This window comes from Microbacterium resistens NBRC 103078, assembly GCF_001552355.1.
GTDB classification, from domain to species: Bacteria; Actinomycetota; Actinomycetes; order Actinomycetales; family Microbacteriaceae; genus Microbacterium; species Microbacterium resistens.
In genome coordinates this window covers 1-24,126 of record NZ_BCRA01000031.1, presented here as the reverse complement: position 1 = coordinate 24,126, position 24,126 = coordinate 1, and the positions used below count along the sequence as shown (strand labels likewise).

The following is a 24,126-nucleotide window of genomic DNA, read 5'->3' as shown; positions in this document are numbered from 1 at the left end:
GGTCCGTGGACGGCGGGCCGGGCGGAGTGCGGACGGGGCGGGGCCCGGGTCAGCGGTCGCCGCGGAGCTTGGCCGTCAGGTCGCGCAGCGTGCGCTGCTCCTCGGGGGTGAGCGCGGACATCTTCGACGCGATGGTGCGCGCGTGCACGAGGGCGATGCGGTGGAACGCCCGGCTGCCCTCCTCCGTCGCCCGGATGAGGGCGCCGCGCCCGTCCTGCGGGTCGATCTCCTTGGTGACCAGTCCGCGCCCGACCATCCGGTCCACGAGGCGGGAGACACTGGGCTGGCTGATGAGCATCCGCGCGGTCAGTTCGCGCAGCCGGACCGTCTTGCCGGGGCAGCGGGTGACCGTCAGGAGCACGTCGTACTCGGCGGCGCTGAGCCCCGCGCCCTCGAAGTCCGCGGACATCTCGACGAAGAGCTCGTGCTGGGCACGGAAGAGGCTTTCCCATGCCTCGACGGCCAGCTTCCGATCGCTCATCCCCTCAGGGTATAGCGAAGCTCGGACGCCGCGCCTTCCGGGGCCGGCCCGCGCCCGCCGACGCGCGCGGGGCCGCGGATCAGGGCGGCGTCGGCCCCGTCCGCGGGACATGAGTAAGGGCCGGTCGGAGAGGCTCCCGACCGGCCCTTGTCCCTTGCACCAAGAGTTCCTGCAATCACATGCGGTGGATGCCACAGCAAACATTCACCGTGCAGACACTGTATAACGGCGAGGTAACGAAAGCAACGGTTTGGTCACGAACTCAGCGGATCCCTCGGACCGAAGCTCCCGGCCCTGACTACTGCTCGTCGTCCGGCGTGGGGATCACGCCGATGCCGACGGCCTCGTGGTCAGGTTCGGGGTCGAGGGGCTTGTCGGCCTTGGGCTCCTCCCCGGGCTCCTTGGCGACGCTCGGCTCCTGCAGGTCCTCGTCCGAGGGCATCTCGTCCTGGTTGCGCTGGGCGTCCGCATCGGCGGAGTTGGTCGCGTCCGCGTCGGGCGAGGTGGCCGTATCGGAGTCGGTCGGCTCGGCGGAGCCGGTCGTGTCGGTCGTGTCGTCGGCTGGTGTGCTCATGGCGGGTTCTCCTCGCATCGGTCTCTTCTCGACCCGACGGGATGCGTCGTCGGTCCGCCCAGGATGGCGCGGACCCGCTCTCTGCGGAACGGGGTTGACGAGGGCCGCCGTGCGGGACAGCCGCCCCGGTGCCTCACCCCTCCGCGCGCCCGGTCTCCCGTGCGAGGAGGCGGCGGGCGAAGCGCACGATCCGCGCGGGATCCTCCTCGGCCATGAAGTGACCGGACTCCACCGCCTCGTATGTGAAGTCGGGCGCCCAGGCGCCCCAGATCCGCGTGGGGTCGAACCCGAGCTGCGCGCCCCAGTCCTGCGAGATCGCGGCGACGGGCATCGGCAGCCGGCGTCCGGCGTCGCGGTCGGCCCGGTCCATCTCGAGGTCGACGCTCGCGGTGGCGCGGTAGTCGGCGACGATCGACGGAACCGCGGAGACCGACGCGCGCACGTAATGTGCCCGCAGCTCCGGAGTGAAGGTCGTGCCGGTGGGGTCCCAGGCGTCCAGGAAGGATGCGAAGAAGTCCTCGGCGACGGCGGCGATCATCCTCTCCGGCAACCCCTTCGGCTGCGCCATGAGGTAGAGGTGCCAAGCGACCTTCGCGTCGATCCCGTGCAGGACGTCCCACGTGTCCATGGTCGGGAGCACGTCGAGGATCCCGATGCGGGAGACGGCGCCCGGGTGATCCAGTCCCGCCCGGACAGCGACCAGGGCGCCTCGGTCGTGGCCGATCAGGGTGAAGCGATCGTGGCCCAGCCGCGCGGCGACCGCGACGACGTCGGCGGCCATCGCGTGCTTCGAATAGGTCAGGGGCGTCTCGGCCTCCGGCTTCTCGCTGTCTCCGTAGCCGCGGAGGTCCGGTGCGATGACCGTGTGGTCGCGGCTCAGGTCCTGGGCGACGGCGCTCCACATCAGGTGCGTCTGGGGGAAGCCGTGGAGGAGGACGACCGCGGAGCCGGTCCCGGCATGTGCGACGTTGATCCCGACGCCGTCGGCGCCTTCGAGGCGGTCGTAGGCGAACCCGGGGATGGTGAGGTCGGTCATCGGTTCTCTCTGTTCGTGCGGAGGAGGATGGGCGAGGGGGTCGGCGCGCCGGAGAAGATGCCGCGCTGGCTGGCGGCCACGCCGCTGCGCAGGGCCGGGATCAGGACGGCGTCGACCAGTGCTTCGCGATAGGCCGCGTCCGTGGACAGGCCGTTGAGCGTGCGGAGCAGGAGGACGGCCGCGCCCACCTCTTCGTAGGAGAAGGGGTCGGCGGTGGGTGGCAGCTCGCCGCGCGCGATCGCCCCGCGGAGCACGGTGTCGGGGAGGCGAGCGCCGGTCGGCCCCGCGGACGCCTCGATGTGCTCGCACAGCTCCGGGTCGCGCAGGCCTGCCTGCAGGAGCGTCAGACCGATCGGCTCGCCGGCGGCCATCGTCGTCTCCAACCGCTCCAGGAGGGCGAGGAGGTCCCCGCGCAGGGAGCCCGTGTCGATCGGCTCCGGGGAGTTCCCCGACGCGGGGCCCGCCTTGATGGCGGCGACGATCATCTCCTGCTTCGTGGCCCACCGGCGATACAGGGTCCGTTTGGATGCCTCGGCGCGGCGCGCGATCTCCTCGAACGTCACCGCCTCGACGCCCGACTCCCGCATCACCGCGAGCACGATCGCGAGGATCTCGCGTTCCCGGGCGGCATCCCGGGGCCGGCCAGGGCGGCGCACGACCGGCTCAGTATTTGAATACGGCACGGGTCGTATCCTGACATGGGGTCACCGAAGGACGCGTGGTGCTCCGTTCCCGAATCAGCGAGCGGCGGGCGGCCGATCTGGCAGGCGGGGCAGCCGGCGGTCGCCCCGTGGGATTCAGCCCGGCGTGCCGCCCCGAGCGCCTGCCGTCAGTGCAACGGAGGCATCCAGTGCGATCCGTAGGAGCCGCACCTGCACCGGCTCGTAATCCTCCAGCCACTCATCCGTGGCCCGGTTTCCATGGGCGGCGAGAAGCGCTCCGTATCGGGCCCCGAGGGCCCGGGCGATGACGTAGACGGTCTCGCATTCCATGTCCATCGCCTCGGCGCCGAGCTGTTCGGCGGCGGCCAGGCGTCGTTGCGCGGCCTCTTCGAAGCCCGGGACCGGGCGACCCTCACCGACGTAGTACGAGTCGCAGGAGAGGACCGAGACAGAGGTCAGACGTTCGCCGCGTCGTTCGGCCGCGACGTCGAGCGCGGCGGCGACCGCGGGATCGACGTCGACCGGCGCGGTCCCGTCATCGTAGAAGCGTGCGGCGCCCCCGTCGCGGAACGTCCTGCGCACCGAGGTGATCGCCCCCGGTTCGATGTCCGGACTGGTCGCGCCCATCCCGCCGACGCGGATGAAGGTGCCTACGCCGAGCCGGTGCAGCTCGATCAGCGCGATCTCGGTGGATGGGCCGCCGATGCCCGTCGAGCAGACGGCGACGGATGCGCCGCGATACCGGCCGACGCCCAGGGTGAACTCTCTGCGGCTGCCGATGATCTCGAACTCGTCGAACAGCGGCGCCGACATCGACACCCGAGCCGGATCGCCGGGCAGGAGGCAGACCGGCGGCAGGGGCGAACCGTCAGCGGGGATATGCGGTGGGCGTCCGTCGAGCCACGGGTCCGCGGCCGACCGGGATGATGAGGATGTCATTTTCTCCTAGCGGAAGTAACTTGATCGCCTCGCCACGGTTCTGGACGACTGGCTGGCTCGTTCAGAGTACGCCCCCCGATCATTCCCGGGCTACCCAAACTGGAAACGTGTGTGTAATCTTGAGGAAATTTGACCGGTGGAGACTGGTGGTCTCTTGCTCGCCGGGTCAACGAAGCCCCGATACTTGACGGATTGTCATCCCCGAGACGACTTCCGCTCAGTGAAACCAAGGAAGCCATGACCACTTTGCTTGCCATCGAGAACGTCACGAAGACGTACCGCCGACGCGGCAATTCCGATGTGACCGCTCTGAGCGACGTCGATCTGACCATCGGCGACCAGGAGATCGTCGCGCTGATCGGACCGAGCGGGTGCGGGAAGTCCACCCTGCTGCGAATGATCGCCGGACTCGATGACGACTACTCCGGCTCGCTGCGCTGGTCTCAGCCTCCGCGCCCCGGCAAGGACATCGGCTTCGTCTTCCAGGAGGCGACGCTGCTGCCATGGCGCACGGTGAGCCGTAACGTGTCGCTCGGCCTCGAGCGTCAAGGGCTGGGTAAGGAGGCGCGCGCGGCGCGCGTCGACGAGCTGCTCGAGATGGTCGGACTGCAGGACTTCGGGCAGTCCTATCCGTCCCAGCTGTCGGGCGGAATGAAGCAGCGAGTCGGGATCCTGCGCGCCCTGGCGTACGACCCGCGGGTCCTGCTCATGGACGAACCGTTCGGAGCGCTGGACGCGATCACGCGGGACAAGCTGCAGGACGACCTGTTGGCGATCTGGGAACGGACGCACAAGACGATCGTGCTCGTGACGCACAGCGTCGAGGAGGCGGCGTATCTCGCCGACCGCGTCGTCGTGATGAGCCCGCGTCCCGGGCGGATCAAGGCTGTTCACGAGGTTCCGTTCTCCCGCGAGCGATCGAGCGAGACGCGTCAGCTTCCGGAGTTCGCCCAGTTCACCGGCATGCTCCGTGAGGAGCTCGGATGACCGCCGCCGAGGGCGTCGCGGCGCCGCGCCGGCGTGTCGGCGCCCTGTCTCTCCGCCCCCTCGCGCGCGCCGCCGCCTATGTCGTCGTCATCATCGTGATCTGGTGGGCCTACGTCACGATCGCCCAGGTGCCGGTGTATCTGCTGCCGAGTCCGGGTGCCGTGGCGACCGCGCTCGGCGAGCTCATCGCCAGCGGCGAACTCTGGGTACATCTGGGCTACACGGTCCGCAACATCATCCTCGGTTTCGTAGGCGGGGTCGTGATCGGCTGCGTGTTGGGCTACGTGCTCTGGCGGTCGCGCTGGGCGCGGGACATCGCCAACCCGTACATCGTGATCCTCCAGGCGGCGCCGAAGATCGCGATCGCGCCGCTGCTGGTGCTCTGGTTCGGGTTGGGCCTGGAATCGCAGCTGCTGCTCATCCTCACGCTGACGTTCTTCCCGATGATGATCGCGATGCAGCTGGGGCTGTCCTCCACGCCGCCGGCGCTCTGGGATCTGGGGCGCGTGCTCGGCTTCGGGCGTGCCCGATACCTCTTCCAGTTCCAGCTTCCCCACGCGATGCCCGAGCTGTTCGCGGGCGCGAAGATCGCGATCGTGGACGCGATGACCGGTGCCTTCCTCGCGGAGTTCATCTCGGCGCAGGAGGGACTGGGCTATCTCATGGTTCTCGGCAACACCTCGTACAACAGCTCACTGCTGATCGCCGCCGTCATCGTCACGATCGTCACCGGCCTCGCGGGCTTCGGCGCGATCTCGCTCGCCGAGCGCCGCATCCTGCGGTGGCGCTCCCACTGACCTGCACTACCCAGCGCACGACCCGAGAGGACAACGAATGTCACACAAGAACATCGCGGCGGTCGCCGCCGCGACCGCCGCTGCTGCACTTCTGCTCGCGGGATGCAGCCCGGCCGATTCCGCCGCGAACAACGCCGCCACCGGCACGCCGGGAGAGACCACGAAGGTGACGCTTCAGATCGACGGCTCCGCGGTGCCCTATTACGCACCGCTCTACGAAGCCGTCGAGCAGGGGTACTTCGAGGACGAGGGCATCGACGTCGAGTTCACCTATGCGGAGGGCTCGGCCATCCTGCAGAACGTCGCCGCGGGAAACGTCCAGTTCGGCTTCCCGAACGGCGACTCGGTCATCACCGCCAAGGCGAACGGGGTCGACATCGACGTCGTGCACACCACCTACCAGGAGGGGATCGGCGCCATCCTCTTCAACAAGGACACCTCGGGAATCTCCTCTCCCGCGGACCTGAAGGGCAAGCGGATCGCCGTCACGGATCTGGGCAGCCCCAACTACATCCAGCTGCAGGCGATTCTCGAATCCGCCGGGATGACCACCGACGACGTCGAGGTCTCGACCATCGGCGGCGGTGCGATCGTGCAGGCGCTGCAGAGCGGGGAAGTCGACGCGATCGCGTTCTCCCGGATCCGCTACTACGCGCTCCAGGGGGCCGGGTTCCCGGTGGGACAGATCCTCAGCAACGAGTACCTGCCGTCGTTCGGCAACGTGCTGGTCACCAGCCCGTCGTACCGGGAGCAGAATCCTGCTGTCGTGAAGGGCTTCGTCGCGGCGCTCGACAAGGGGCTGCAGTACGTCATCGACAACCCGGACGAGTCCGTGGCCTCGGTGATCCCCACGTACGCCGACACGTTCGCCGGACAGGAGGCCGCGGTGACGCAGGTGATCAAGGACGTCTTCATCTCGGATCTCTGGACCTCGGAGGACACCGAGGCCCACGGCTTCGGATTCGGGGACCTGAAGCGTTGGCAGGCGGCGATCGACAACCAGGCGGACTACGGGATCATCCCCCAGCCCTTCAAGGCCTCGGAACTGGTGGTGGAGCCCGGTGACCTCTGACACGTCGAGGCTGTCGCGGGCGAGGTCGCTCCTGGTCGGGACGGCCTCGCTCGCCGCGGGCCTGCTCGGGTGGTGGGCGCAGGCCGAGTTCGGCGGCATCCCCGCGTACGTCCTCCCCGGCCCCGGTGCCGTCGTCGCACGGGCGCAGTCGCTGCTGGCGAGCGGCTCGCTTCAGCTGAACACCGCGCAGACGCTGGCCGAAGTGCTGCAGGGGGCGGTGATCGGGGCTGTGGCCGGTGCCGTCCTCGCCATGCTCTTCTACCGGGTGGACATCGTCCGCCGACTGCTGATGCCGATCGTCGTGGTCCTCCAGGTCACGCCGAAGATCTCGATCGCTCCGCTCCTGATCCTCTGGATCGGGCTCGGCATCGGCTCGAAGATCACGCTGGTGGCCCTCGTCGTGTTCTACCCCGTCCTGATCACGATGCTCGCCCGGCTCGATTCCCTTCCTCCGGCCATGATCGACCTCGCCCGCGTTCTCAACATGAGCGCCCTGCGACGCGCGGTGCGCATCGAACTGCCGTTCGCGCTTCCCGCGTTCGCATCCGGCCTCGGCATCGGGTTGCTCGCGGGAGTGACCGCCGCCGTGATCGGCGAGTTCATCGGTGCGACGGCGGGTCTCGGGTTCCTCGAGAAGCAGGGGCAGGACAACGACGACGTCTCGCTGGTGATCGTGGCTCTGATCGTGCTGTCGCTGATCGGCTGGGCCTTGTTCCAGGCGGTGCGGGTAGCGGAGCGCATCCTGACTCGGAGGTACGTGTGACTGCAGCGACCATGGCGGTGGCGCGAGAGTCGCGAGCCGACCTGCGGGTGCGGATCGGCTCGCTGGTTCTGTCCAATCCGATCATGCCGGCGTCCGGGTGCTTCGGGCCCGAGCTGGCGTCCCTGATGCCGTGTCACGAGCTCGGCGCGGCGGTCACCAAGACGGTGTTCGCCGAGATGCGCGGCGGGAACGGGGCGCATCGGCTCAGCGAGACGCCCGCGGGCATGGTCAACAGCGTCGGGATCCCGAGCCTCGGGCCTCGCGGCTATCTCGAGCATCTCCACCCGGCGTACCGTGCGTTGGGTACCCCGGTGATCGTGAGCGTCGGTGGGCACCGGACGAGCGACTACGCCCCCGTCGTCGCCGAACTCGCCGATGCCGGGGACGCGTACGAGATCAATGTCTCGTGTCCGAACCTCGACGCGGACGGGCGCGACATCGGGTCGGATCCTGCCGCGATCACGGAGGTCATCACTCAGACGCGACAAGAGACCGACAGGCCGTTGATCGTGAAACTGCCGCCCATGGTCCCGTCCATCGCCGACTGCGCCGCCGCTGCGGAGGCCGCGGGCGCGGATGCGGTCTGCGTGTCGAACTCGCTGCCGGCGCTGCCTCTGGACGAGCGCACGCGGCGACCGATCCTGGGCAACGTCGTCGGAGGGCTGACCGGGCCCCTGATCAAGCCCATCGTGCAGAGGCTGGTGTGGCAGGCTGCGCGTGCGGTGGACGTCCCCGTCGTCGCGTGCGGCGGGGTCATGACCGCGGATGACGCTCTCGACTACATCAGTCTGGGAGCGCGCGCCGTGCAGGTGGGCACCGCCACCTTCTCGCGCCCGACCGCCATGGTGGATATCGTGCGAGAACTGCGATCCCGGGTCACCGCGCGGGGCGCAGCGCGACTCGAGGAGCTGGCGAGGCACTGATGACCGACGACACCCCACGCGACGCGAGCACGAACCTCATCGGAACGTCCCGGGTTCTTCGCGTCCTCAGCCGCCTCGCCGATGCGCCGTCGGGGCTGCCGATGAAGACGATCCACGCCGAACTGGGGATTCCCTTCGCCACGCTCCATCGCCTCTTGGCCACGCTCGAGGCCGAGGGATGGGTGGTGCGGTCTCCGACCACCAAGCGGTACCGGCTCGGCGCAGAGGCCACACGGCTCGGCCGGGAGCACCGGCGCACCGAGACCACCGTGGATCCCCCCGACGCCGTACGCGCGGCCGCCGAGACCACCGGTGAGACCGTCTTCCTCACCAGGATGTACGACACACGCGTCGTCTGCATCTCGCTCGTGGAGGCCCGTCACCCACTACGGCTCTTCGTGCACGCCGGGCAGGAGATGCCGCTGCACGCGGCGGCATCGGCGAGAGCGATCCTCGCATTTCAGGATCCGATGTTCGTCGAGAGCCTGCTCACCTCAGCGCCTCGGGACGCCTACACCCCGGGCACGATCCGCGAGGTGAACCGGGTCATCGATCACCTCGCGCAGGTCCGGGAACTCGGCTTCGACGTGTGCGACAGCGAACTGGACGACGACGTCTGGGCGGTCGCCGCCCCGGTGTACGAGGCGGACGGGCGCGTCGACGTCGCCGTGACGATCGCCGCGGCCGCGGCGCGCATGGACACCTCTGCCGCCCGGGTCAAGGCCGCAAGAGCGGTCATCCTCGCAGGACGGGCGCTCTCGCTCGCGAACGGGTACGCACGGGCCGAGTCGGATCCCATGGCCACCACCGAGGAGCTGCGCGAGCAGATGGGAGAGTTCCGATGACCGGTAGCTGGATCGACGATTCCCTGTGGCGGGCGGAACTGCAGGCAGACCTCCTCGCGGATGGCGGCTTGGCGAGCAGCGGCGGCACCCCTGCGTGGATGCGCCGCCCGTCGACCTTGCGTCGAGTCGCCAGCGAACTGTCCCGAGCGCTGCCCGCCCATTTCGACCGGATCGTCGCAACGGGCGGGGGAGCGGACGCGCTCGGCGCCGCGGTGTCCCTGGCGACGGGTGTCGCATATCTCAACGGCTCCGACGCTCTCGTGCCGGGGGAGGACGTCGTCGTCGTGGCTGCTTCGGCCTCGGATGCGCGCGCCTACCGCAACGAAGCCGTCCGCGTCATCGCCCGTGTGGCCGTCTGGAGCACGGAGCCCGGCTCGGATGCACTGTTCACCACCACCCCGGCCGTCCGCGGCCTCACCTGAAGGAGTCGACATGAGCACGATCGCTGACGAGATCCGCCGGATCACCGCCGGAGCCGAGAACCGGCTCAATCCCGAGATCGATCCCGCTGCGACGCGGTCGATCGCCGACGAGATCGCTGTCGCGGTGCGCGGTCTGGACCTCGGCATCGACGCCGTCGCGAGCTGGGCGGGACCGGGGAACGCGATGATCGCCTTCGCGGTGGCGGAGGCACTCGGGGTCCCTGCCGTGCAGCTCGCCGAGGACGAGGGGCTGCTCTACTTCAGCTGGGCGATGCCCGCCAGTCGCGTGGTGCTCGTCGCCGCCGCGGCCGAGACGTCACGGCAGATCGACGTCGCCGCCCAGGCGCTCGCGGGAGCCGGCCACACCCATCTCGCGGTCGCCCAGCTGGTCTCCGCGGACGGTGATCGCGACGGGAGCCTGACCGTGCGCGCCACGGACGCCGCACAGTGATGGGGGCCGCAAGCCTCACCGCTCGCAGTGCCGCCGACGCCTCGCTGCTCGCTGCCGACCTGGCGCGCTTCGCGGCGATCAGCGAGCCCGGCGACGGAGTGACCCGCCTCGCGTACACCGCACTCGAGCGCGAGGCGCACACGCTCTTCGCCGACCGGATGCGGGGTCTCGGGTGCGATGTGCGCACGGACGCCGCAGGAAACACCATCGCCGAGCTGCCGGCGACCGTCAGCACCGACCGCGGCGCGATCGGCACGGGATCGCATCTCGACAGCGTCGTCCACGGCGGCCGGTTCGACGGCATCGCGGGCGTGGTGTCCGCGATGGAGGTCGCGCGGCTCGCGGCGGACTCATCGGCGCCGCGCCGGCGGCCGTGGCGGTTCGTGGCGTTCGCGGCGGAGGAAGGCGCACGGTTCGGGCAGGCGTGCAACGGTTCGCGCATGGCCGTGGGCCTCACGACGACGGCCGACACGCGACGCCTGCGAGACGCCGACGGCGTCTCGATGTACGACGCCATGTCCGAGGTCGGTCTCTCCCCGGACGGCCTCGCCGCGCAGGAGTGGGACGCCTCGCAGTGGCATGGGTTCATCGAACTGCACGTCGAACAGGGATCCGTCCTCGATGACGCCGACATACCGATCGGCGTCGTCGATTCCATCTCGGGCAGCACGCGTCTGCACGTGATCGTGGAGGGCACGGCGTCGCATACGGGAGCGACCCCGATGCACAAGCGACGTGACGCGCTGGTCACCGCGGCGTCCTGCGTCATCGCGGGAGACCGCATCGCCAACGACGCAGCGCATCACGGGACTCGAGTGACCGTCGGCCGGCTGGACGTGCTCCCGGGGGCCATCACCACAATCCCCGGCCGTGTCGATTTCGTTGTCGACGTGCGCGACGTCGACAGCGAACGTCAGCGGACCACGGTCGATCAACTCACCGCGGCGTATCGGGACATCGCGGACGAGGCGGGGACCGCGATCTCCGTCGAGGTCATCGCCGACACCTCGCCGGTGGTGCTGCCGGCGGCCGTCAAGGACCACATCGCCGCTGCCGCTGCGGAGCGAGGTCTCGACTATCGTCTCCTCGCCAGCGGGGCGAGCCATGACGCTCAGCAGGTGAACCGGAGGATCCCCGCGGGAATGATCTTCGTGCCCAGCGTCGGAGGCCTGAGCCATGTGCCCGAGGAGCACACGGACGCGCGGGACCTCGCCCGCGGCGTCGACGTCCTGCTGTCCGCTCTCTACCGACTGGATGACGAAGAATGATCGGACCGGCGCTCGCTGACCGGCTGCGCGTTCAGCTCGACGCGGCAGCGCATTCCGAGCCCGTCTCCCAGGACTCCTCCGTGACCGTGCACGAAGAGGTGAGCGAGACGTACCGCCGCCTGGTCATCGTGGCACCGGACATCGCTCGCCGGGCGATGCCGGGCCAGTTCGTGATGCTGACCGTCCCGGGCCGGGAACGAGTGCTGCTCCCGCGTCCTATGGCGATTCACCGACGACGTCCCGAGGACGGCACGATCGAGCTCATCTACGGTGTGGTCGGGCGGGGCACCCAGGCGCTGGCGGAGGTGGAGACCGGATCACAGATCCTCGTCACCGGTCCGCTCGGACGCGGGTACGAGATCCCGGCCGCGGAGGGCCCCTTGCTCCTCCTCGGCCGCGGGATCGGAGTCTGCGCCTTCATGACGGTCGCCGAGGACGCGGCCGACAGGGCCATCGAGACGACTGCGGTGCTCAGCGCGCGCACGTCGCGACGGGTGATCGGCGAGGACGACTGTCGCGAACTCGGCGTGCGAAGCATCGCCGTGCACGATGACGACGGCTCCAGCGACCCCGACGTCCTGGCCGGACGGCTGATCGCAGACTTCGATCCTCGTCCGCCGCGCGCGATCTTCGTGTGTGGATCGTCCCGCCTGACGCTGCTCGCGGCCCGGCTCGGCGAGCGATGGGGCAGCGCCGTCCAGGTGTCGCTCGAGGCTCACATGGCGTGCGGGATCGGATACTGTCACGGGTGCGCCGCTCCCGTTCCCGCGGACCCGTCCCGGGAAGGGCCTCTCGTCTGCGTCGACGGCCCTGTGTTCGACGTCGTGGGAGCGTCCGCGTGATCATCGAGGCCGTTCGGATCTTCGACGATCCTGGACGGATCGTCGATCTGCACGTCGACGAGTCCGGTCGTCTGTCCGCCATCACCGGTTCTGCGGCGCAGCGCAGCGCCCTGGTCGTGCTGCCGGGGTTCGTCGATCTGCACACCCACCTTCGCGAACCCGGCGGAGAGGATGCGGAGAGCATCGAGTCAGGAACCCGTGCGGCGGTCGCCGGCGGGTTCTCCGACGTCTTCGCGATGCCGAACACCGAGCCCGCGACGGACGACGTCGACAAGGTCTTGCGCCTTCGTCGTGCGGCCCGTCATTCTCCGGCGCGCGTGCACGCGATCGCGGCGGCCACGGTGGGCAGGGCAGGGCGACGACTGGTCGACGTGGAGGATCTGCGAGCGCATGGCGTGTCCGTCTTCTCCGACGACGGCTCCTGTCTGGACGATCCGGCGCTGGTCGAGGATCTGCTGCGCCGGCTGGCACGACTCGGCGGGGTGTTCGCTCAGCATGCGCAGAGCACCGTGCTCGCGGGTGCGGGCGTCGCCAATGCGAGAGTCGCCTCTCGTCTGGGTGTCGTTCCCTGGCCGGAGGAGGCCGAGGAGACCGTGATCGCTCGCGACGTGGCTCTCGCCGAGGCGACCGGCGGGCACCTGCACGTCTGCCATGTCTCCACGGCGGGTTCCGTCGAGATCATCCGCAACGCCAAGCGTCGTAGGGCACCCGTCACGGCCGAGGCGACCCCGCACCACCTCGTCCTCACCGACGAACTCGTCAGCGCGGACGACGGCAGGTTCAAGGTCAACCCTCCGTTGCGCGGGCCGTCCGATGTCGAGGCCGTGCGCAGGGGGCTGCGCGACGGCACGATCGACATCGTCGCGACCGATCACGCCCCGCATCCTGCGGCGCGCAAGAACAGGCCGCTGGCGGATGCCGCCTTCGGCTTCACCGCGCTCGAGACGGCGCTGCCCATCGTCGCCGAGGTCTTCGAGGACGCGGCGGGCACGGTCGACTGGCCGGCTGTCGCGCGTGTGATGGCTCATCGGCCCGCCGAGATCGGCGGGATCGCGGGGATCGCTGGCCGTCCCGTCGCCGTCGGCGAACCGGCGACCGTGACCCTGATCCGCACGGACGACTCGCGTGTGATCCGCGGGGCGCGCCACGTCAGCCGATCAGCGAACACGCCCTTCGAGGACCGGGTGGTGCGCTACAGCGTCGAGGCGACATGGGTCGACGGGCAGCAGGTCTTCCGGGGTTCGCGCGAGCGGTCGTGACGTCACCCGCCGTGCGGTGCGGCCAGGCGCGTCAGTGCGAGCAGTAGATCCGTCTCCACGGCCGAGGCCCGGGCGGCGCAGGAGTCGGGGAAGGCCCAGGAAGAGGCGGGGCGACGAGGGGGATCCGACGACGCCGCGGTCGAGTCCCGGCAGGGCGAACGTCGGATCCGACGACGGCCATCGTCGGTCGCGCAGCAAGACGGCACGGCCATACGGCCAACGAAGAGGGCCGCCGGTCTTGCCTGAGAACGGCAGAAGATGTGCCTCAGGCAAGACCCGCGGCGTCAGAGACTGGGGAGGCTCTGACTGGTCGTGGACTGGGGTTCCACGTGTGGGCTGGGGACCCACTGTCGAGATTAGGGCAGATTCGCCGTCCGTCAGAGGGACGAAGGTCGAAAGGCTAGTGGACCTTTGGCCAGGCTTTGGTCGACCATCATCCGTTCACTCGGCGGGCGCGGCCACGGCGGTCCCGGCCAGCGGGAGGCGGATCGAGACCAGCCAGTCCTCCCCGTCCTCTCCCGCGTGGAACTCGCCGCTCACGCCGAGCACGCGCTCGGCCATCCGGTTCAGGCCGGTCCCGGTGGACGGGAGGTCTCGCCGGGGCGTGGCCGGACGCGGGCTGCGGATGCTCATCCGCACGTCGTCCTGCCCGACGACGATGGCGAGGCGCACCTCGCCCGGCGCCGCGTACTTGAGCACATTGGTGGCGGACTCCCGCACCACGCGCGCGAGGATGATCTCGGCTCCGCGAGGGATGCGCTCGTCGGCCGGGTCGCCGACGACCGTGACGGGATGCCCCGCCGCCTCGAACTCCTCGCGGGCCTCGGCGACGGCCGCGGACAGATCGCCGGATCCCACCTCCGTGCCGCGCGGGGCGTCCTTGGCGAGCTCGATGACGAAGTGCAGATCGCTGAGGGCCTTGCGGGCCGCGGAGCGGATGGCGTCCTGCGAGGTCGGCCGGGTGGCCTCGTCGTCGAGGAGCTGCGCGTGCATGGCGACGATCGTCAGATGGTGGGCGATGCTGTCGTGGAGTTCGCCGGCGATCCAGGACCGCTCGGCGAGCACGGCCTCGCGCTCCTTCTCCGCGCTCGCGGCGAGCTCGTGCTCGAGGCGCTGGCGACGGGCGTACGCGGCGCGGATCCCGAGGCCGAGCGCTCCGGCCGCGACCGCGATGATGAGGGCGACAGCCACGTTGACGGACGTCGCCCTGTTGTCCTCGGAGGTGGTGAAGACGAGTGCGGTGTAGAGGAGGAGGCCCGCCACGTAGGAGAGGATCACGGACGCGGATGCGAGCCGCAGCACGAGGAGTGCTCCGATGGCGGCCGCGAAGAGCCCGGGCCCGCCGTGTCCCGTCGCGAGCGAGACCGCGACAGCCACGCCCAAGCCGCAGGTCGCGATCACCGGCGACCAGAGAAAGAGAAGGAACGACAGCGTCGTCGTCACACTGACGACGCTGCGCAGCGGATCGGGGGTTGGAGCCGTCAGGAAGAGGAGCAGATCCACGAGCACGCTGCCTGCCACGATGGCCACGAGTGCGATCCACTCAGGCCGGTGGAGGCCCTCTGCCCGGCCCAATCGAAATCGATCGAACGCGTAGCGAGGGCGCTCTCCTTCGGCAGGCAGGCCGTTCGACATGCCCTCAGTCTCCTCTATCGGCGTCAGGCGCGGCGGAAGAAGTTGTAGATGGCGTCCCAGAACGTCATGATTATCGCACCTCCTCATTGGCTGATCGTCTTGATATCTCTGATCTTTCCGGTCAGCAGAGGCGCGCACATCTGACTGTTAGGCAGGGTTTCGATAGCCGAAAGTCGTAGATCGGGGCAGACCCGACGGGGGTCTTCGTATCCGGAACGACCGGACGGACGTAGGATCGGCCCATGGAAGAGGGCGGCACGGGGGAGATCCGAGTACTCATCACGGACGACGATCCGTTGGTGCGCGTGGCGTTGACGCACTTCGTCTCGCGGGCGCCGGAGATCACCGTCGTGGGAGAGGCGACCGACGGCGCAGAGGCGATCGAGGCCTTCGAGCGGCTCCATCCGGATGTCGTGATGATGGACATCCAGATGCCCGGGATGGGCGGGATCGAGGCGACCGAGGAGATCGTGTCGCGCTGGCCGGAGGCGTGCGTGGTCGCCGTCACGACGCTGGACACCCGGGAGACCGTGCTCCCGATGCTGAGCGCCGGGGCCTCCGGGTACATGCTCAAGGACTCGAGCGCCGACGAGATCGTCAGTGCGCTCAAGCAGGCGTATCAGGGGGAGAGCTCGCTCTCACCGAGGATCGCCGCGATGCTCGTCCAGCACGTCCGCGACACGAAGCAGGCCTCGGGCGCCTACGGCCTGGAACCGCTCACCGATCGGGAGAAGGAGGTGCTCCAGCGCCTCGCGGAGGGGATGTCGAACTCCGAGATCGCCGTGGCGATCCACGTCTCGGAGGGGACGGTGAAGGCGCACCTCGGCAGCATCATGGCGAAGTGGCAGGTGCGCGACCGCGTGCAGGTCCTCGTGACGGCCGCACGCGTCGGCCTCGTCGAATTCGTCTGAGGCGGAGGCGCCCCTCGATCCGACGAGGCCTGTCCGACGGTGCCCGATACGGGCCGCTGCCGCCGGCTCAGCGCAGCGCGGTGATCGCGCCGGTGATCAGCAGCGTGACGACCGTCGTCCACCCTACGATGGCGACGCCCTGCCAGAACAGGATCCGCGCCTTGCCGATGCCCGAGGCGGCGAGCATGGTCGCGGTGAAGTGGGTCGGGAGCAGCAGCGGGCCCAGCAGGCTCACGCCGGGGACCCCGTAGCGCTCGAACGCCCGCTGGAACTTCTCCCATCGCGCACCGCGACGCTTGCTGCCGGACTCCGCGGGGGCGTCCTCCAGAGACGACGCCGCGCTGCCCGCAGCGACCGCCGTGCGTGACCGCCGGCTGCTGGTGATCGCGCTGCGTGCACCGGAGCTGAGCAGCACGAGGACCGTCACGCAGAGGAAGTTGCCGACGATCCCCGCGATCGCGGCGACGACGGGAGCGATGCCGCCGACGATGCCGATCGCCGCCGCGCCCTCGCCCTCGATGAAGGGCACGGCTCCGGCCAGCGCGACGATGAGGGGCTGGACGAGCTCGGGCACCTTCGCGACGAGGTCCTGGAAGGTGTCGATGAGGTTCATGGTCGATGCTCCTGTCGGTCCGCCGGGGCGGGTGCGCCGGCAGAGACCAGTCCACCGGAGCCGGTCGTGCGGCGGCAGTGCCGCCGCGTCATCGATGGTCGTGCGGTTTGCACCGGCAGACCGTGACAAGTGTCATGGCCCTATCGTGGGGCGGGTGAGCACCGCGTCCGATCGTCCTGCGCCGGCTGCCGACCCGTCCCCGGGAGCACGCCAGCTGGCGAGGGGGATCACGGCGACCTGGTGGTACACCGCGTCCGCCGTGATCGCGTTCGAGGTCGCGGTGCTCTTCCTCTGGGCCGTCGTGATCGCCGCCGACGGCACCGGCCCCGCCGTCCCGCTGACGATGGGCCTGGGCGGGTCGCTCTGGGTGGCGTCGACACTGCTGCTCCTGCGGGACTACCGCCGGCGCGGCGACGCCGATCGCCCGCGGTCGCGGTGGCGTCTTGTCGCGCCGGTCCTGGTTGCCGTGGTGTTCGGCGTCCTCGCCGGGTATCTCACGGGGAGCTGGGTGGTCCTCGCGACGCCCGTGGCGCAGTGCGCGACGCTGTGGAACTGGCCGAAGGGCGTCCGGCTCCGGGTGGTCGTCGGGCTCACCGGCCTCCTCCTCGTGCTCGCCGTGATCGACGGGGCGCGCGGCATCCCGTGGTTGATGCCGATCGGCTGGGTTCCGGTGTTCTTCGCGGTGACGCTGCCGTCGATGAGCGTGACGTCGCTGTGGTGGTGGGACGTGCTCGTCGCCCTGGACCGCGCGCGGCTGTCGGAGGCGCGGCTGGCGGCGACCCAGGAGCGGCTGCGCGTGGCCACGGACGTCCACGACCTGCAGGGCCACCACCTGCAGGTGATCGCGCTTCAGCTCGAGCTCGCCGAACGCCTGATGGGGAGGGACCCGGACGCGGCGCTGGAACAGCTCCGCGCGGCCCGCGCCAGCGTGGACGAGGCGCGTCAGGGCACGCGAGACTTGGCGCTGCGGTTCCGGTCCGTGCCGCTCGGCGATGAGCTCGCCAACGCCCGGGACCTGCTCGCCGCCGCGGGGCTGGCCGTGGAGGCCGACATCGCCGCCGACGCGGACGAGGCGCCGACGGCGGCCCTCGGACCCGTCATCCGGGAGACGACGACCAACGTGCTGCGGCACGGGGGCGGGCGGCGCGCACGTCTCACCCTGCGTCGTGAGGCGGCCGGCTGGCGCTATGAGATCGTCAACGACGCGCCGTCGGACCGCCTCGCCGACGCGGACGGATCCGGTCTGGAGGGCATCGAGCGGCGGATCACCGAGGCCGGAGGTACGATCCGGGTGCGTCGCGGGGCGGACGAGTTCGCGCTCTCGGTGTCCGTGCCGGACGGGGACGCCCGATGATCCGGGTCCTGCTCGCTGACGACGAGGGGATGATCCGTTCCGCGCTCGCGGCCCTGCTCCGGCTGGAGGACGACATCGACGTCGTCGCCGAATGCGCGGACGGCGATGAGGCGCTGGCGGAGGCGCTGCGTCTGAAGCCCGACGTGTGCCTGCTCGACCTGGAGATGCCGGGCCGAGACGGCGTCGAGGTCGCGGCGCAGCTGGGCCGGTCGATCGCGACCCGCTGCGTGGTGGTGACCAGGCACGCGCGCCCGGGCGTGCTGCGCCGCGCCCTCTCGTCCGGCGTCGCCGGTTTCCTGCCGAAGTCCCGAGGAGCCGACGAAGTGGCTGCGGTCATCCGCCGGGTCGCCGCAGGTTCGCGATACGTCGATCCCGAGGTCGCCGCCGACGCGCTGAGCGACGAGCGCTCGCCGCTGACCGACCGCGAGCTCGACGTGCTGCGTGCGGGGCGCCGCGGCGAGACCACCGGGCAGATCGCGCGGACGCTCTCGCTGGCGCCGGGGACGGTGCGCAATCACATCTCCGCTGTGCTCGCCAAGCTCGGGGTCGCCACCCGCCAACAGGCGGTGCTCCTCGCCGAGGAGCGCGGCTGGATCTGATCGCCCGGGCGGCGTGCGCGACGGAGGATGACGGCTGTCCCACCGCCCGCGCATCAGCGGTCGAGGAGGCGGTGGAGGTCGCCCGCCGCCGCGAGGAGGGCGACGCTGCGGCGGGAGAGGTCGGCCAGGCGCTGCTCGAGGAGGGCGCGGGCGGGGAGTCCACGCCCGTGGGACCGCAGGTCGTCGAGCACCTGCCCGATCGGAGGGATCGGGTAGCCTCCGGCACGGAGCGCCGCGACGATGCGCGCGGCGTGGATCGCGTCCGCGCCGAAGCGACGGACCCGGGTCCGCTCCGCACGCTCGGGGCGGACGAGCCCCTGGTCCTCCCAGTGGCGCAGGGCCGAGGTGCGGACGCCGAGGGCATCGGCGAGCTCGCCGATGCCCATCGCGTCCCTGTCGTCGAAGGGTGCGTCGTCGTCCCGGAGGATCGCGTCGAGGGACCGGAGCGCCTCCCGCACGCGACGGCGCTCCTCGGCGATCCCGGTATGGAGGTCGTCGAGCATCTCGGCCGCCGCATCGAGGGACGAGGTGCGGAGGACGGGCAGGAGCCGACGGGCCGGGACGGGACCGACCGCCGCGGCGAGGGCGCGGTAGGCGCGGAGCGCGAGGAGATGCTCCGGCCGGTAGCGGCGGTACCCGTTGGGTCCGCGTGCCGCGGGCGGGATCACGCCCAGCCTCTCCAGATCACGCACCTGCTGGGTCGAGTAGGAGACCATCCGGCCGATCTGCGCGGTGGTGAAGATCCGCTCTTGAGGCTTTTCCATGGAGATCCGCTCGCTGACATCGCAAAGTCCACATAAGCACATGAAGCGGACCATGGAAGCATGACGATGCAGCAGATCCTCGACGCCGTCCACGGGTTCGACGGCGTCCTTGTCGTGGAACCCCACTCGGCGCCGTTCCCGGAACTCGCGTGGGGCGACGCCTTCTTCTACTACGCACCCGACGGCGTCATGCCGGAACGGACTCAGCCCTACGGGACGATCATCACCAAGGACTATCCCGACGACGAGAGCTCGCGACTCTCGGCCGCGGGGCGCTTCCGCGTGAACATCCACGTCGGACGGAAGCGGCTCGCGGAGGTGGCGGACCCGGCCGCGGACGCGGCGGGCGTTGACGTCATCGCCCGGCACCCCGTGTACGGAGACGCCGGGTGGGTGTCGGTCGTGAACCCTGGGGCGGCGACGACGGGCACCGTCCTGGCTCTCCTGAAGGAGGCGCATGACGCCGCTCGCGCCCGTACGCGGCGTCGCGCGGAACGAGGGTGACCCTGCCGCGCTCGGCGCAAGCGCTGACCGAGACGCAGCGCCGGACCTTGGCGGCCTACGCCTCCGAATCCCGGTCGTCGCGGCGCGTCAGGGACTGCGAGGCTGCGGACGACGAGACGGCCGGACCGGATTCGTTGGCGGGCGTGCCTCGCTGGGCGGGGTCGTCATGACGGCGCGCCCAGATCAGCGCGACGGCGAAGACACCGAGGAACAGCAGATAGACCAACAGAACCCCGATAGGCAGGTCGAAGCCGAGGGGCGTCGGAATGACGCCGAGGTCGGGTTGAAAGTTGTCCCATACGAAATGGAGGGCGATCGCGGCGGCGAGAAACCCGAGCAGGGTTCCCCAGGCCTTGCGCCCACGGACCAGCAGGAGTGCCATCCCCATCCCCGCGAGGCCGGCGAACACGTTGTGCAGCCCGAACCCGATCAGAGCGCGTTCGGCGAGCACCGTCCACGCTTGACTGGCATCGTCGAGGTTGATGACGTAGGTGGTGTCTTCGAAGGCCTCGAACCCGAGACCCGTGAAGTACCCGACGATCAGTCCGTCGAGCGGGCCCCGCAGCTCGCCCCGGATCATCCACAGCAGGGTCGCGGTGATCGCGAGTTTCGTCAGTTCTTCCCCGAACGGGGCGGTCACGGATGACTGCCACGGATTCAGGCCCGCAACGGTCGTCGCGAAGAACGCTCCGAACCCGATCGAGAGCCACCGGAACCGCCACGGCACACGATTCTTCGGGAACAGGGCGATCCCGATGAGGACCAGAACGGCGGCGATGCCGACCCCGCCGGCCCACCCGACCAAGGCCTGAGTCGGCTTGAGGACAATCTCAAGGAGGTACATGGCGGCCCCGGCTGCCGAGATCACCGCCATCACCACGCAGATCCAGGTGGTGGCTCTCTTCACGGGGGGCGTCATCGTAGACACGGCTCTCTCCTTCCTTCCTGGCTTTGCGGATGCTCGGGTCAGACCCGTAAGGGACTGAGCACTTCTCACGAGCAGTTTGCAAGAGCGCGCATTCGGTGCCGCCGTCGCTTATGTGGTTCCCCGTACGGTCCCGGAGAGGGGTCGGAGCCGATCCGCGACGCCGACGAGTCGGTCACAGGTCGGCGCTCTGAGGGCCTCGCGGGGAGACGCGCGGAGCGTCGAGCGTCGCGTCCGCGGCACCGAGGGCGTGCAGGCGCTCGACGAGAGCGCGCTCGGCACGGCGGTACGGGGCGTCGCCGCCGCGGAGCACCGACTCGGCGTTCGCATGCGCGAGCAGGGCCTCGAGCTCGAAGACGAGCTGCCGTGCGTCGTCGAGCCCGGGGAGATCCCCGTCTGCCATCGCTCGGGAGATCGAGATCTCCAGGTACGAGCGCCAGAGCTCCATCGCCTCGGAGACGGCGTCGCGCACGGCACCCGGGCGCGCCGCGTACTCCGCGGCGACGGCGAGGAAGAAGCAGCCGCCGGTGAACGTGCGCCCGGACGAGTAGTCGATCCAGGCGCGCACCAGGGCGCACAGGCGCGGAAGGCCCCGCGGGTATGCGCGCGCGGGCTCGACCACGACCTCGATGAACACGCGGCGAGCCTCGGCGACGACGGCGAGCTGGAGCTGCTCCTTGGATCCGAACAGGGCCGCGACACCGCTCTTGCTGGCATCGGTCTCGGCCGCGAGCCGGGCGATCGAGACCCCGGTGAGGCCGTCCGTCGACGCGAGCTGGGTCGCGACCGACAAGACGGCTCGGCGGGAGCGGTCTCCCCGCGCCCGGCGTCCGTCGATCGCTGTTGTCATCGCCCCAAGGTATCAGTACGATCGTGCGTATAGATATATGAACGATCGTCCGTATTGTTTGGAGTCGCCATGGATGTCCGGTCCCTCGTCCGCTCGCTCGACCGTCTCTCGCCCGTCCTGGCCGCCGCAGCGACCTATCCCGGGTACATCAGCGCCGGCCGTCGGCTGCCGGTGCGCCCGCGCGACCGGGCGACCCACGACGACGCCCGGCGCCGGGTCCGCGACCTCGGCGGGCACCGCGTCATCGTGTACGAGTGGGGGACCGGACCCCGCGCCGTGCTCATCGTGCACGGCTGGCGCGGGCGGGCATCGCAGTTCGGAGCGATCATCCGCGAGCTGCTCTTCGCAGGCTACCGCGTCGTCGCCTTCGACGCGCCCGCCTCCGGGGACTCGCCGGGGCGACGCACCCACGTCGGCGAGTACCGCCGGATCATCGACGCCCTGGCGCAGGAGGAGGACGGCGGGAGCTTCCACGCGGTCGTGGCGCACTCGGCCGGAGCGCTGGCCGCGCTCACCGCCGTCGCCGACGGGGGGATCTCACGGCGCATGGTCGCGATCGCACCGGTGGTCCGGTACTCGGCCCTCAGCGAGGCGTTCGCGCGCGGAGCCGGACTCGGCGAGAAGGCGAGGATCCGGCAGGAGGGATGGTTCACACGGCGGCTGCGGCGCGACGGCGTCGACGCGGCGTCCTACGACCTGCTCGCCCGCGAGCTCCCCGCGGACCTCCGGATCCGGATCGTCCACGATGCCGGGGACGGGTGGTCCGAGGTGGGAGAGAGCCGGCGCCTCGCCGAGCGGCATCCGGGCCGGGTGGAGGTGACCGAGACCACCGGACTCGGGCACACCCGGATCCTCGAGGCGGACGTGACGCTCGACACCGTGCTCGAGGCGGTCGGTGCCGTCGCCGTCGCACCCGGCGAGACGACTCGGCCCGGCGTGCCGGCGGCTTCGCGGGCCGGATCAGGACGCGACGCGGCCTGACCGGGGTTGCGTCACGCCGCCGAGGCCGCCAGCCGGAAGCCGACGCCGATCGCGCGCAGATCCTCCTCGTACGCGCCGTGCCGACGTGCGCACCGGGCGAGATCGCGGTCGTGGCGGAACGCGCCGCCGCGCGTGATGTGCGGGTCGAACGCCCAGGACTCCGTCGCGGCGAGCTCAGGCGGCGCGCCCGGATAGGGAGCGTAGAGCGTGGACGTCCACTCATCCACGTTCCCGGCCATGTCGAGGACGCCGAACGGGCTCGCGCCGCCCGGGAACGAGCCCACCGGAGTGGTCGTGCCGAGTCCCAGATCCACGAGGTTCGCCAGCCCGCGACGGTACTCGTCGCCCCAGGGGAACTCGCGCGCGTCGTCGCCTCGGGCGGCCCGCTCCCACTCGTCCTCGGTCGGCAGGCGCACGTCCATGCCGGTGCGGCGCGCCGTCCACGCGCAGAAGGCGACCGCCGCATCCCAGGAGACGCCGAACACCGGGTGGTCCGCCGGGCCGTCCGGCAGCGAGCGACCGGTCTCGGCGGCGAAGGGCTCCCACTGCCCGACCGTGACGGGAGTCCGCGCGATCCGGAACGCCGGCACGCGGATCCGCGTGCGCGGGACCTCCTTCACGTACCAGGCCATGGGGACGCCGGTGTCCGAGAACCGCTCGGCGATGTCGGGGAGGTCGTCCGCGGGCGTGCCGCGCAGGAGCGTCCCTGCGGGGATCTCCACCCAGTCGATGGCCTCGTCGGGCATGCGTCCTCCTTGTGAGATCCGGTCATCCCATCCTCCCGGCATCCCGGGGCACGGGCGCCGTTCGTCAGAAGTCCACGGTCGTGAGCGTGGCGAGGTGATCGCTGGCGCCGGCGCGGACGACGGTCGAGGAGACGACGGACAGGCCGCGCTCGAAGACCTGGTCGATCCGCGCGAGCGGGAAGGCCGCGGGCCACGTCAGGCCGAGGCCCGCCTCTGTCGGGCGCACCCAGTCGGCGCTCGCTCGCAGCGGTCCCAGGGCCGGGTCGGTGGGCGTCGCGTTGAAGTCGCCGACCGCGAGGACCCGGTCGGCGTCGTCCGCGGCGATCTCGTCCGCCAGCGCGGAGAGCATCGTGTCCCGTGCGTGCTGCTCGCCCGGCCGCAGGGAGGCGGCATGGATCAGGTAGACGCTCAGGGGGCCTGCCGGCGTGTCCGCGACGACGCGCAAGGCGCGGTTCCAGCCGAGCCCGAGATCGAGCGGCTCCGTGTCGACCAGCGGGTAGGCGCTCCAGACGCCGACGGTCCCGATCCGGTACGAGTACGCGAACCGCTGCCCGAGGAGCTCGTCCGCCACCGCGCCGCTCTCGCCGTCGAGCTCGGTGAGCGTCACGATCTGCGCGCCGGTGTCCATCAGCGTGCGAGCGGAGGCGGCGACCCCTCCGGAGTTCGCCTGCACGTTCTGGCTGGCGACGGTGAGGGCGCCGGTGCCGGACCCGGGGAGTGCGGGCAGCGCCGGGATCATCGCGAGAGACCAGACGACGCCCGCGGCGAGCGGGACGAGGACGGCCCGCCGCGCGAGGAGCGCCGTCAGCACGACGGCCACCGCGATCGCGGCGCCCACCCACGGCAGCGTCGCGGCGACCAGCGCGCCGACCTGCCCCGGGAGCATCCCGAGGAGCACCCACACGGCGAGCAGCACGCTCGCC

Annotated in this window: 28 protein-coding genes; 16 read left to right on the top strand and 12 right to left on the bottom strand. The window is 70.6% G+C overall.

Going from position 1 to position 24,126, the window contains the following annotated elements:
- Positions 1 to 49: 49 nt before the first annotated feature.
- From MR1_RS06835 to MR1_RS06815, 5 genes are all read right to left on the bottom strand, one after another.
- Positions 50 to 481, bottom strand: coding sequence for a MarR family winged helix-turn-helix transcriptional regulator (locus tag MR1_RS06835; protein ID WP_067244330.1), 432 nt, complete (start codon positions 479 to 481; stop codon positions 50 to 52).
- A 298-nt stretch (positions 482 to 779) separates the two neighbouring features.
- A complete protein-coding gene (locus tag MR1_RS06830) occupies positions 780 to 1,055 on the bottom strand; it encodes a hypothetical protein (RefSeq protein WP_067244327.1) in 276 nt (91 codons plus the stop codon).
- A gap of 133 nt (positions 1,056 to 1,188) precedes the next feature.
- Positions 1,189 to 2,091, bottom strand: coding sequence for an alpha/beta fold hydrolase (locus MR1_RS06825; RefSeq protein WP_067244325.1), 903 nt, complete (start codon positions 2,089 to 2,091; stop codon positions 1,189 to 1,191).
- Positions 2,088 to 2,774, bottom strand: a complete 687-nt coding sequence (locus MR1_RS06820) for a TetR/AcrR family transcriptional regulator (protein WP_067244323.1) — start codon at positions 2,772 to 2,774, stop codon at positions 2,088 to 2,090. The genes MR1_RS06825 and MR1_RS06820 overlap by 4 nt, the downstream gene beginning before the upstream one ends.
- Positions 2,775 to 2,888: 114 nt before the next feature.
- Positions 2,889 to 3,692 carry a phosphorylase family protein gene (locus MR1_RS06815; protein ID WP_084344424.1) on the bottom strand — a complete coding sequence of 268 codons (804 nt, stop codon included), beginning with the start codon at positions 3,690 to 3,692 and terminating at the stop codon, positions 2,889 to 2,891.
- A gap of 237 nt (positions 3,693 to 3,929) precedes the next feature.
- On the opposite strand from MR1_RS06815, the gene MR1_RS06810 reads away from it, so the two are divergent.
- From MR1_RS06810 to MR1_RS06760, 11 genes are all read left to right on the top strand, one after another.
- Positions 3,930 to 4,679, top strand: a complete 750-nt coding sequence (locus MR1_RS06810; RefSeq protein WP_067244321.1) for an ABC transporter ATP-binding protein — start codon at positions 3,930 to 3,932, stop codon at positions 4,677 to 4,679.
- Positions 4,676 to 5,476 (top strand): ABC transporter permease, encoded by an 801-nt coding sequence (locus MR1_RS06805; RefSeq protein ID WP_067244318.1) that lies wholly within the window; start codon positions 4,676 to 4,678, stop codon positions 5,474 to 5,476. The genes MR1_RS06810 and MR1_RS06805 overlap by 4 nt, the downstream gene beginning before the upstream one ends.
- Positions 5,477 to 5,513: 37 nt before the next feature.
- Positions 5,514 to 6,548: an ABC transporter substrate-binding protein gene (locus MR1_RS06800; RefSeq protein ID WP_067244315.1), complete on the top strand. Its 1,035-nt coding sequence runs from the start codon at positions 5,514 to 5,516 to the stop codon at positions 6,546 to 6,548.
- Positions 6,538 to 7,311 (top strand): ABC transporter permease, encoded by a 774-nt coding sequence (locus MR1_RS06795; protein WP_067244312.1) that lies wholly within the window; start codon positions 6,538 to 6,540, stop codon positions 7,309 to 7,311. The genes MR1_RS06800 and MR1_RS06795 overlap by 11 nt, the downstream gene beginning before the upstream one ends.
- Positions 7,308 to 8,234: a dihydroorotate dehydrogenase gene (locus MR1_RS06790; protein WP_157517934.1), complete on the top strand. Its 927-nt coding sequence runs from the start codon at positions 7,308 to 7,310 to the stop codon at positions 8,232 to 8,234. The genes MR1_RS06795 and MR1_RS06790 overlap by 4 nt, the downstream gene beginning before the upstream one ends.
- A complete protein-coding gene (locus tag MR1_RS06785; RefSeq protein ID WP_067244308.1) occupies positions 8,234 to 9,079 on the top strand; it encodes an IclR family transcriptional regulator in 846 nt (281 codons plus the stop codon). Before MR1_RS06790 ends, MR1_RS06785 begins: the two co-directional genes overlap by 1 nt.
- Positions 9,076 to 9,501 carry a hypothetical protein gene (locus tag MR1_RS06780; protein WP_067244305.1) on the top strand — a complete coding sequence of 142 codons (426 nt, stop codon included), beginning with the start codon at positions 9,076 to 9,078 and terminating at the stop codon, positions 9,499 to 9,501. The genes MR1_RS06785 and MR1_RS06780 overlap by 4 nt, the downstream gene beginning before the upstream one ends.
- Positions 9,502 to 9,511: 10 nt before the next feature.
- Positions 9,512 to 9,952: a hypothetical protein gene (locus MR1_RS06775; RefSeq protein WP_067244303.1), complete on the top strand. Its 441-nt coding sequence runs from the start codon at positions 9,512 to 9,514 to the stop codon at positions 9,950 to 9,952.
- On the top strand, positions 9,952 to 11,220 hold the full coding sequence (locus MR1_RS06770) for a M20 family metallo-hydrolase (protein ID WP_067244302.1): 1,269 nt from the start codon (positions 9,952 to 9,954) through the stop codon (positions 11,218 to 11,220). The genes MR1_RS06775 and MR1_RS06770 overlap by 1 nt, the downstream gene beginning before the upstream one ends.
- 80 nt (positions 11,221 to 11,300) lie before the next feature.
- Positions 11,301 to 12,062 carry an iron-sulfur cluster-binding protein gene (locus MR1_RS06765; protein ID WP_217996193.1) on the top strand — a complete coding sequence of 254 codons (762 nt, stop codon included), beginning with the start codon at positions 11,301 to 11,303 and terminating at the stop codon, positions 12,060 to 12,062.
- Positions 12,059 to 13,321 (top strand): dihydroorotase, encoded by a 1,263-nt coding sequence (locus MR1_RS06760; RefSeq protein WP_067244298.1) that lies wholly within the window; start codon positions 12,059 to 12,061, stop codon positions 13,319 to 13,321. The genes MR1_RS06765 and MR1_RS06760 overlap by 4 nt, the downstream gene beginning before the upstream one ends.
- 441 nt (positions 13,322 to 13,762) lie before the next feature.
- Here the strand turns inward: MR1_RS06760 and MR1_RS06755 are convergent, their stop codons facing one another.
- Positions 13,763 to 14,851 carry a sensor histidine kinase gene (locus MR1_RS06755; protein WP_255218109.1) on the bottom strand — a complete coding sequence of 363 codons (1,089 nt, stop codon included), beginning with the start codon at positions 14,849 to 14,851 and terminating at the stop codon, positions 13,763 to 13,765.
- Between the two features lie 347 nt (positions 14,852 to 15,198).
- Here MR1_RS06755 and MR1_RS06750 point away from each other — a divergent pair, with 347 nt between their 5' ends.
- A complete protein-coding gene (locus MR1_RS06750; RefSeq protein WP_067244292.1) occupies positions 15,199 to 15,867 on the top strand; it encodes a response regulator in 669 nt (222 codons plus the stop codon).
- A gap of 67 nt (positions 15,868 to 15,934) precedes the next feature.
- Here MR1_RS06750 and MR1_RS06745 read toward each other — a convergent pair whose 3' ends face one another.
- Positions 15,935 to 16,480: a small multidrug efflux protein gene (locus tag MR1_RS06745; RefSeq protein WP_067244289.1), complete on the bottom strand. Its 546-nt coding sequence runs from the start codon at positions 16,478 to 16,480 to the stop codon at positions 15,935 to 15,937.
- Between the two features lie 154 nt (positions 16,481 to 16,634).
- Between MR1_RS06745 and MR1_RS06740 the strand changes: the two genes are divergently transcribed.
- Positions 16,635 to 17,834 (top strand): sensor histidine kinase, encoded by a 1,200-nt coding sequence (locus MR1_RS06740; protein ID WP_067244286.1) that lies wholly within the window; start codon positions 16,635 to 16,637, stop codon positions 17,832 to 17,834.
- On the top strand, positions 17,831 to 18,433 hold the full coding sequence (locus MR1_RS06735; RefSeq protein ID WP_067244284.1) for a response regulator transcription factor: 603 nt from the start codon (positions 17,831 to 17,833) through the stop codon (positions 18,431 to 18,433). The genes MR1_RS06740 and MR1_RS06735 overlap by 4 nt, the downstream gene beginning before the upstream one ends.
- A gap of 53 nt (positions 18,434 to 18,486) precedes the next feature.
- On the opposite strand, the gene MR1_RS06730 is transcribed toward MR1_RS06735, so the two are convergent.
- Complete coding sequence (locus tag MR1_RS06730) at positions 18,487 to 19,197, bottom strand: MerR family transcriptional regulator (protein ID WP_067244282.1); 711 nt, start codon at positions 19,195 to 19,197, stop codon at positions 18,487 to 18,489.
- A gap of 60 nt (positions 19,198 to 19,257) precedes the next feature.
- Here MR1_RS06730 and MR1_RS06725 point away from each other — a divergent pair, with 60 nt between their 5' ends.
- Entirely contained in the window at positions 19,258 to 19,701 is a 444-nt protein-coding gene (locus MR1_RS06725) for a DUF6194 family protein (protein ID WP_067244280.1), read from the top strand.
- 55 nt (positions 19,702 to 19,756) lie between these two features.
- Here the strand turns inward: MR1_RS06725 and MR1_RS06720 are convergent, their stop codons facing one another.
- Complete coding sequence (locus tag MR1_RS06720) at positions 19,757 to 20,608, bottom strand: PrsW family intramembrane metalloprotease (protein ID WP_169797659.1); 852 nt, start codon at positions 20,606 to 20,608, stop codon at positions 19,757 to 19,759.
- Positions 20,609 to 20,801: 193 nt separating this feature from the next.
- Complete coding sequence (locus MR1_RS06715; protein WP_067244275.1) at positions 20,802 to 21,476, bottom strand: TetR/AcrR family transcriptional regulator; 675 nt, start codon at positions 21,474 to 21,476, stop codon at positions 20,802 to 20,804.
- A 69-nt stretch (positions 21,477 to 21,545) separates the two neighbouring features.
- Between MR1_RS06715 and MR1_RS06710 the strand changes: the two genes are divergently transcribed.
- On the top strand, positions 21,546 to 22,457 hold the full coding sequence (locus MR1_RS06710; protein ID WP_067244273.1) for an alpha/beta hydrolase: 912 nt from the start codon (positions 21,546 to 21,548) through the stop codon (positions 22,455 to 22,457).
- A gap of 11 nt (positions 22,458 to 22,468) precedes the next feature.
- On the opposite strand, the gene MR1_RS06705 is transcribed toward MR1_RS06710, so the two are convergent.
- Together MR1_RS06705 and MR1_RS20020 are read right to left on the bottom strand one after the other, a co-directional pair.
- Positions 22,469 to 23,203 (bottom strand): formylglycine-generating enzyme family protein, encoded by a 735-nt coding sequence (locus tag MR1_RS06705; protein WP_067244270.1) that lies wholly within the window; start codon positions 23,201 to 23,203, stop codon positions 22,469 to 22,471.
- A gap of 64 nt (positions 23,204 to 23,267) precedes the next feature.
- Positions 23,268 to 24,126, bottom strand: an 859-nt coding sequence (locus MR1_RS20020) for an endonuclease/exonuclease/phosphatase family protein (protein ID WP_067244268.1), incomplete at its 5' end; no start/stop codon positions are given.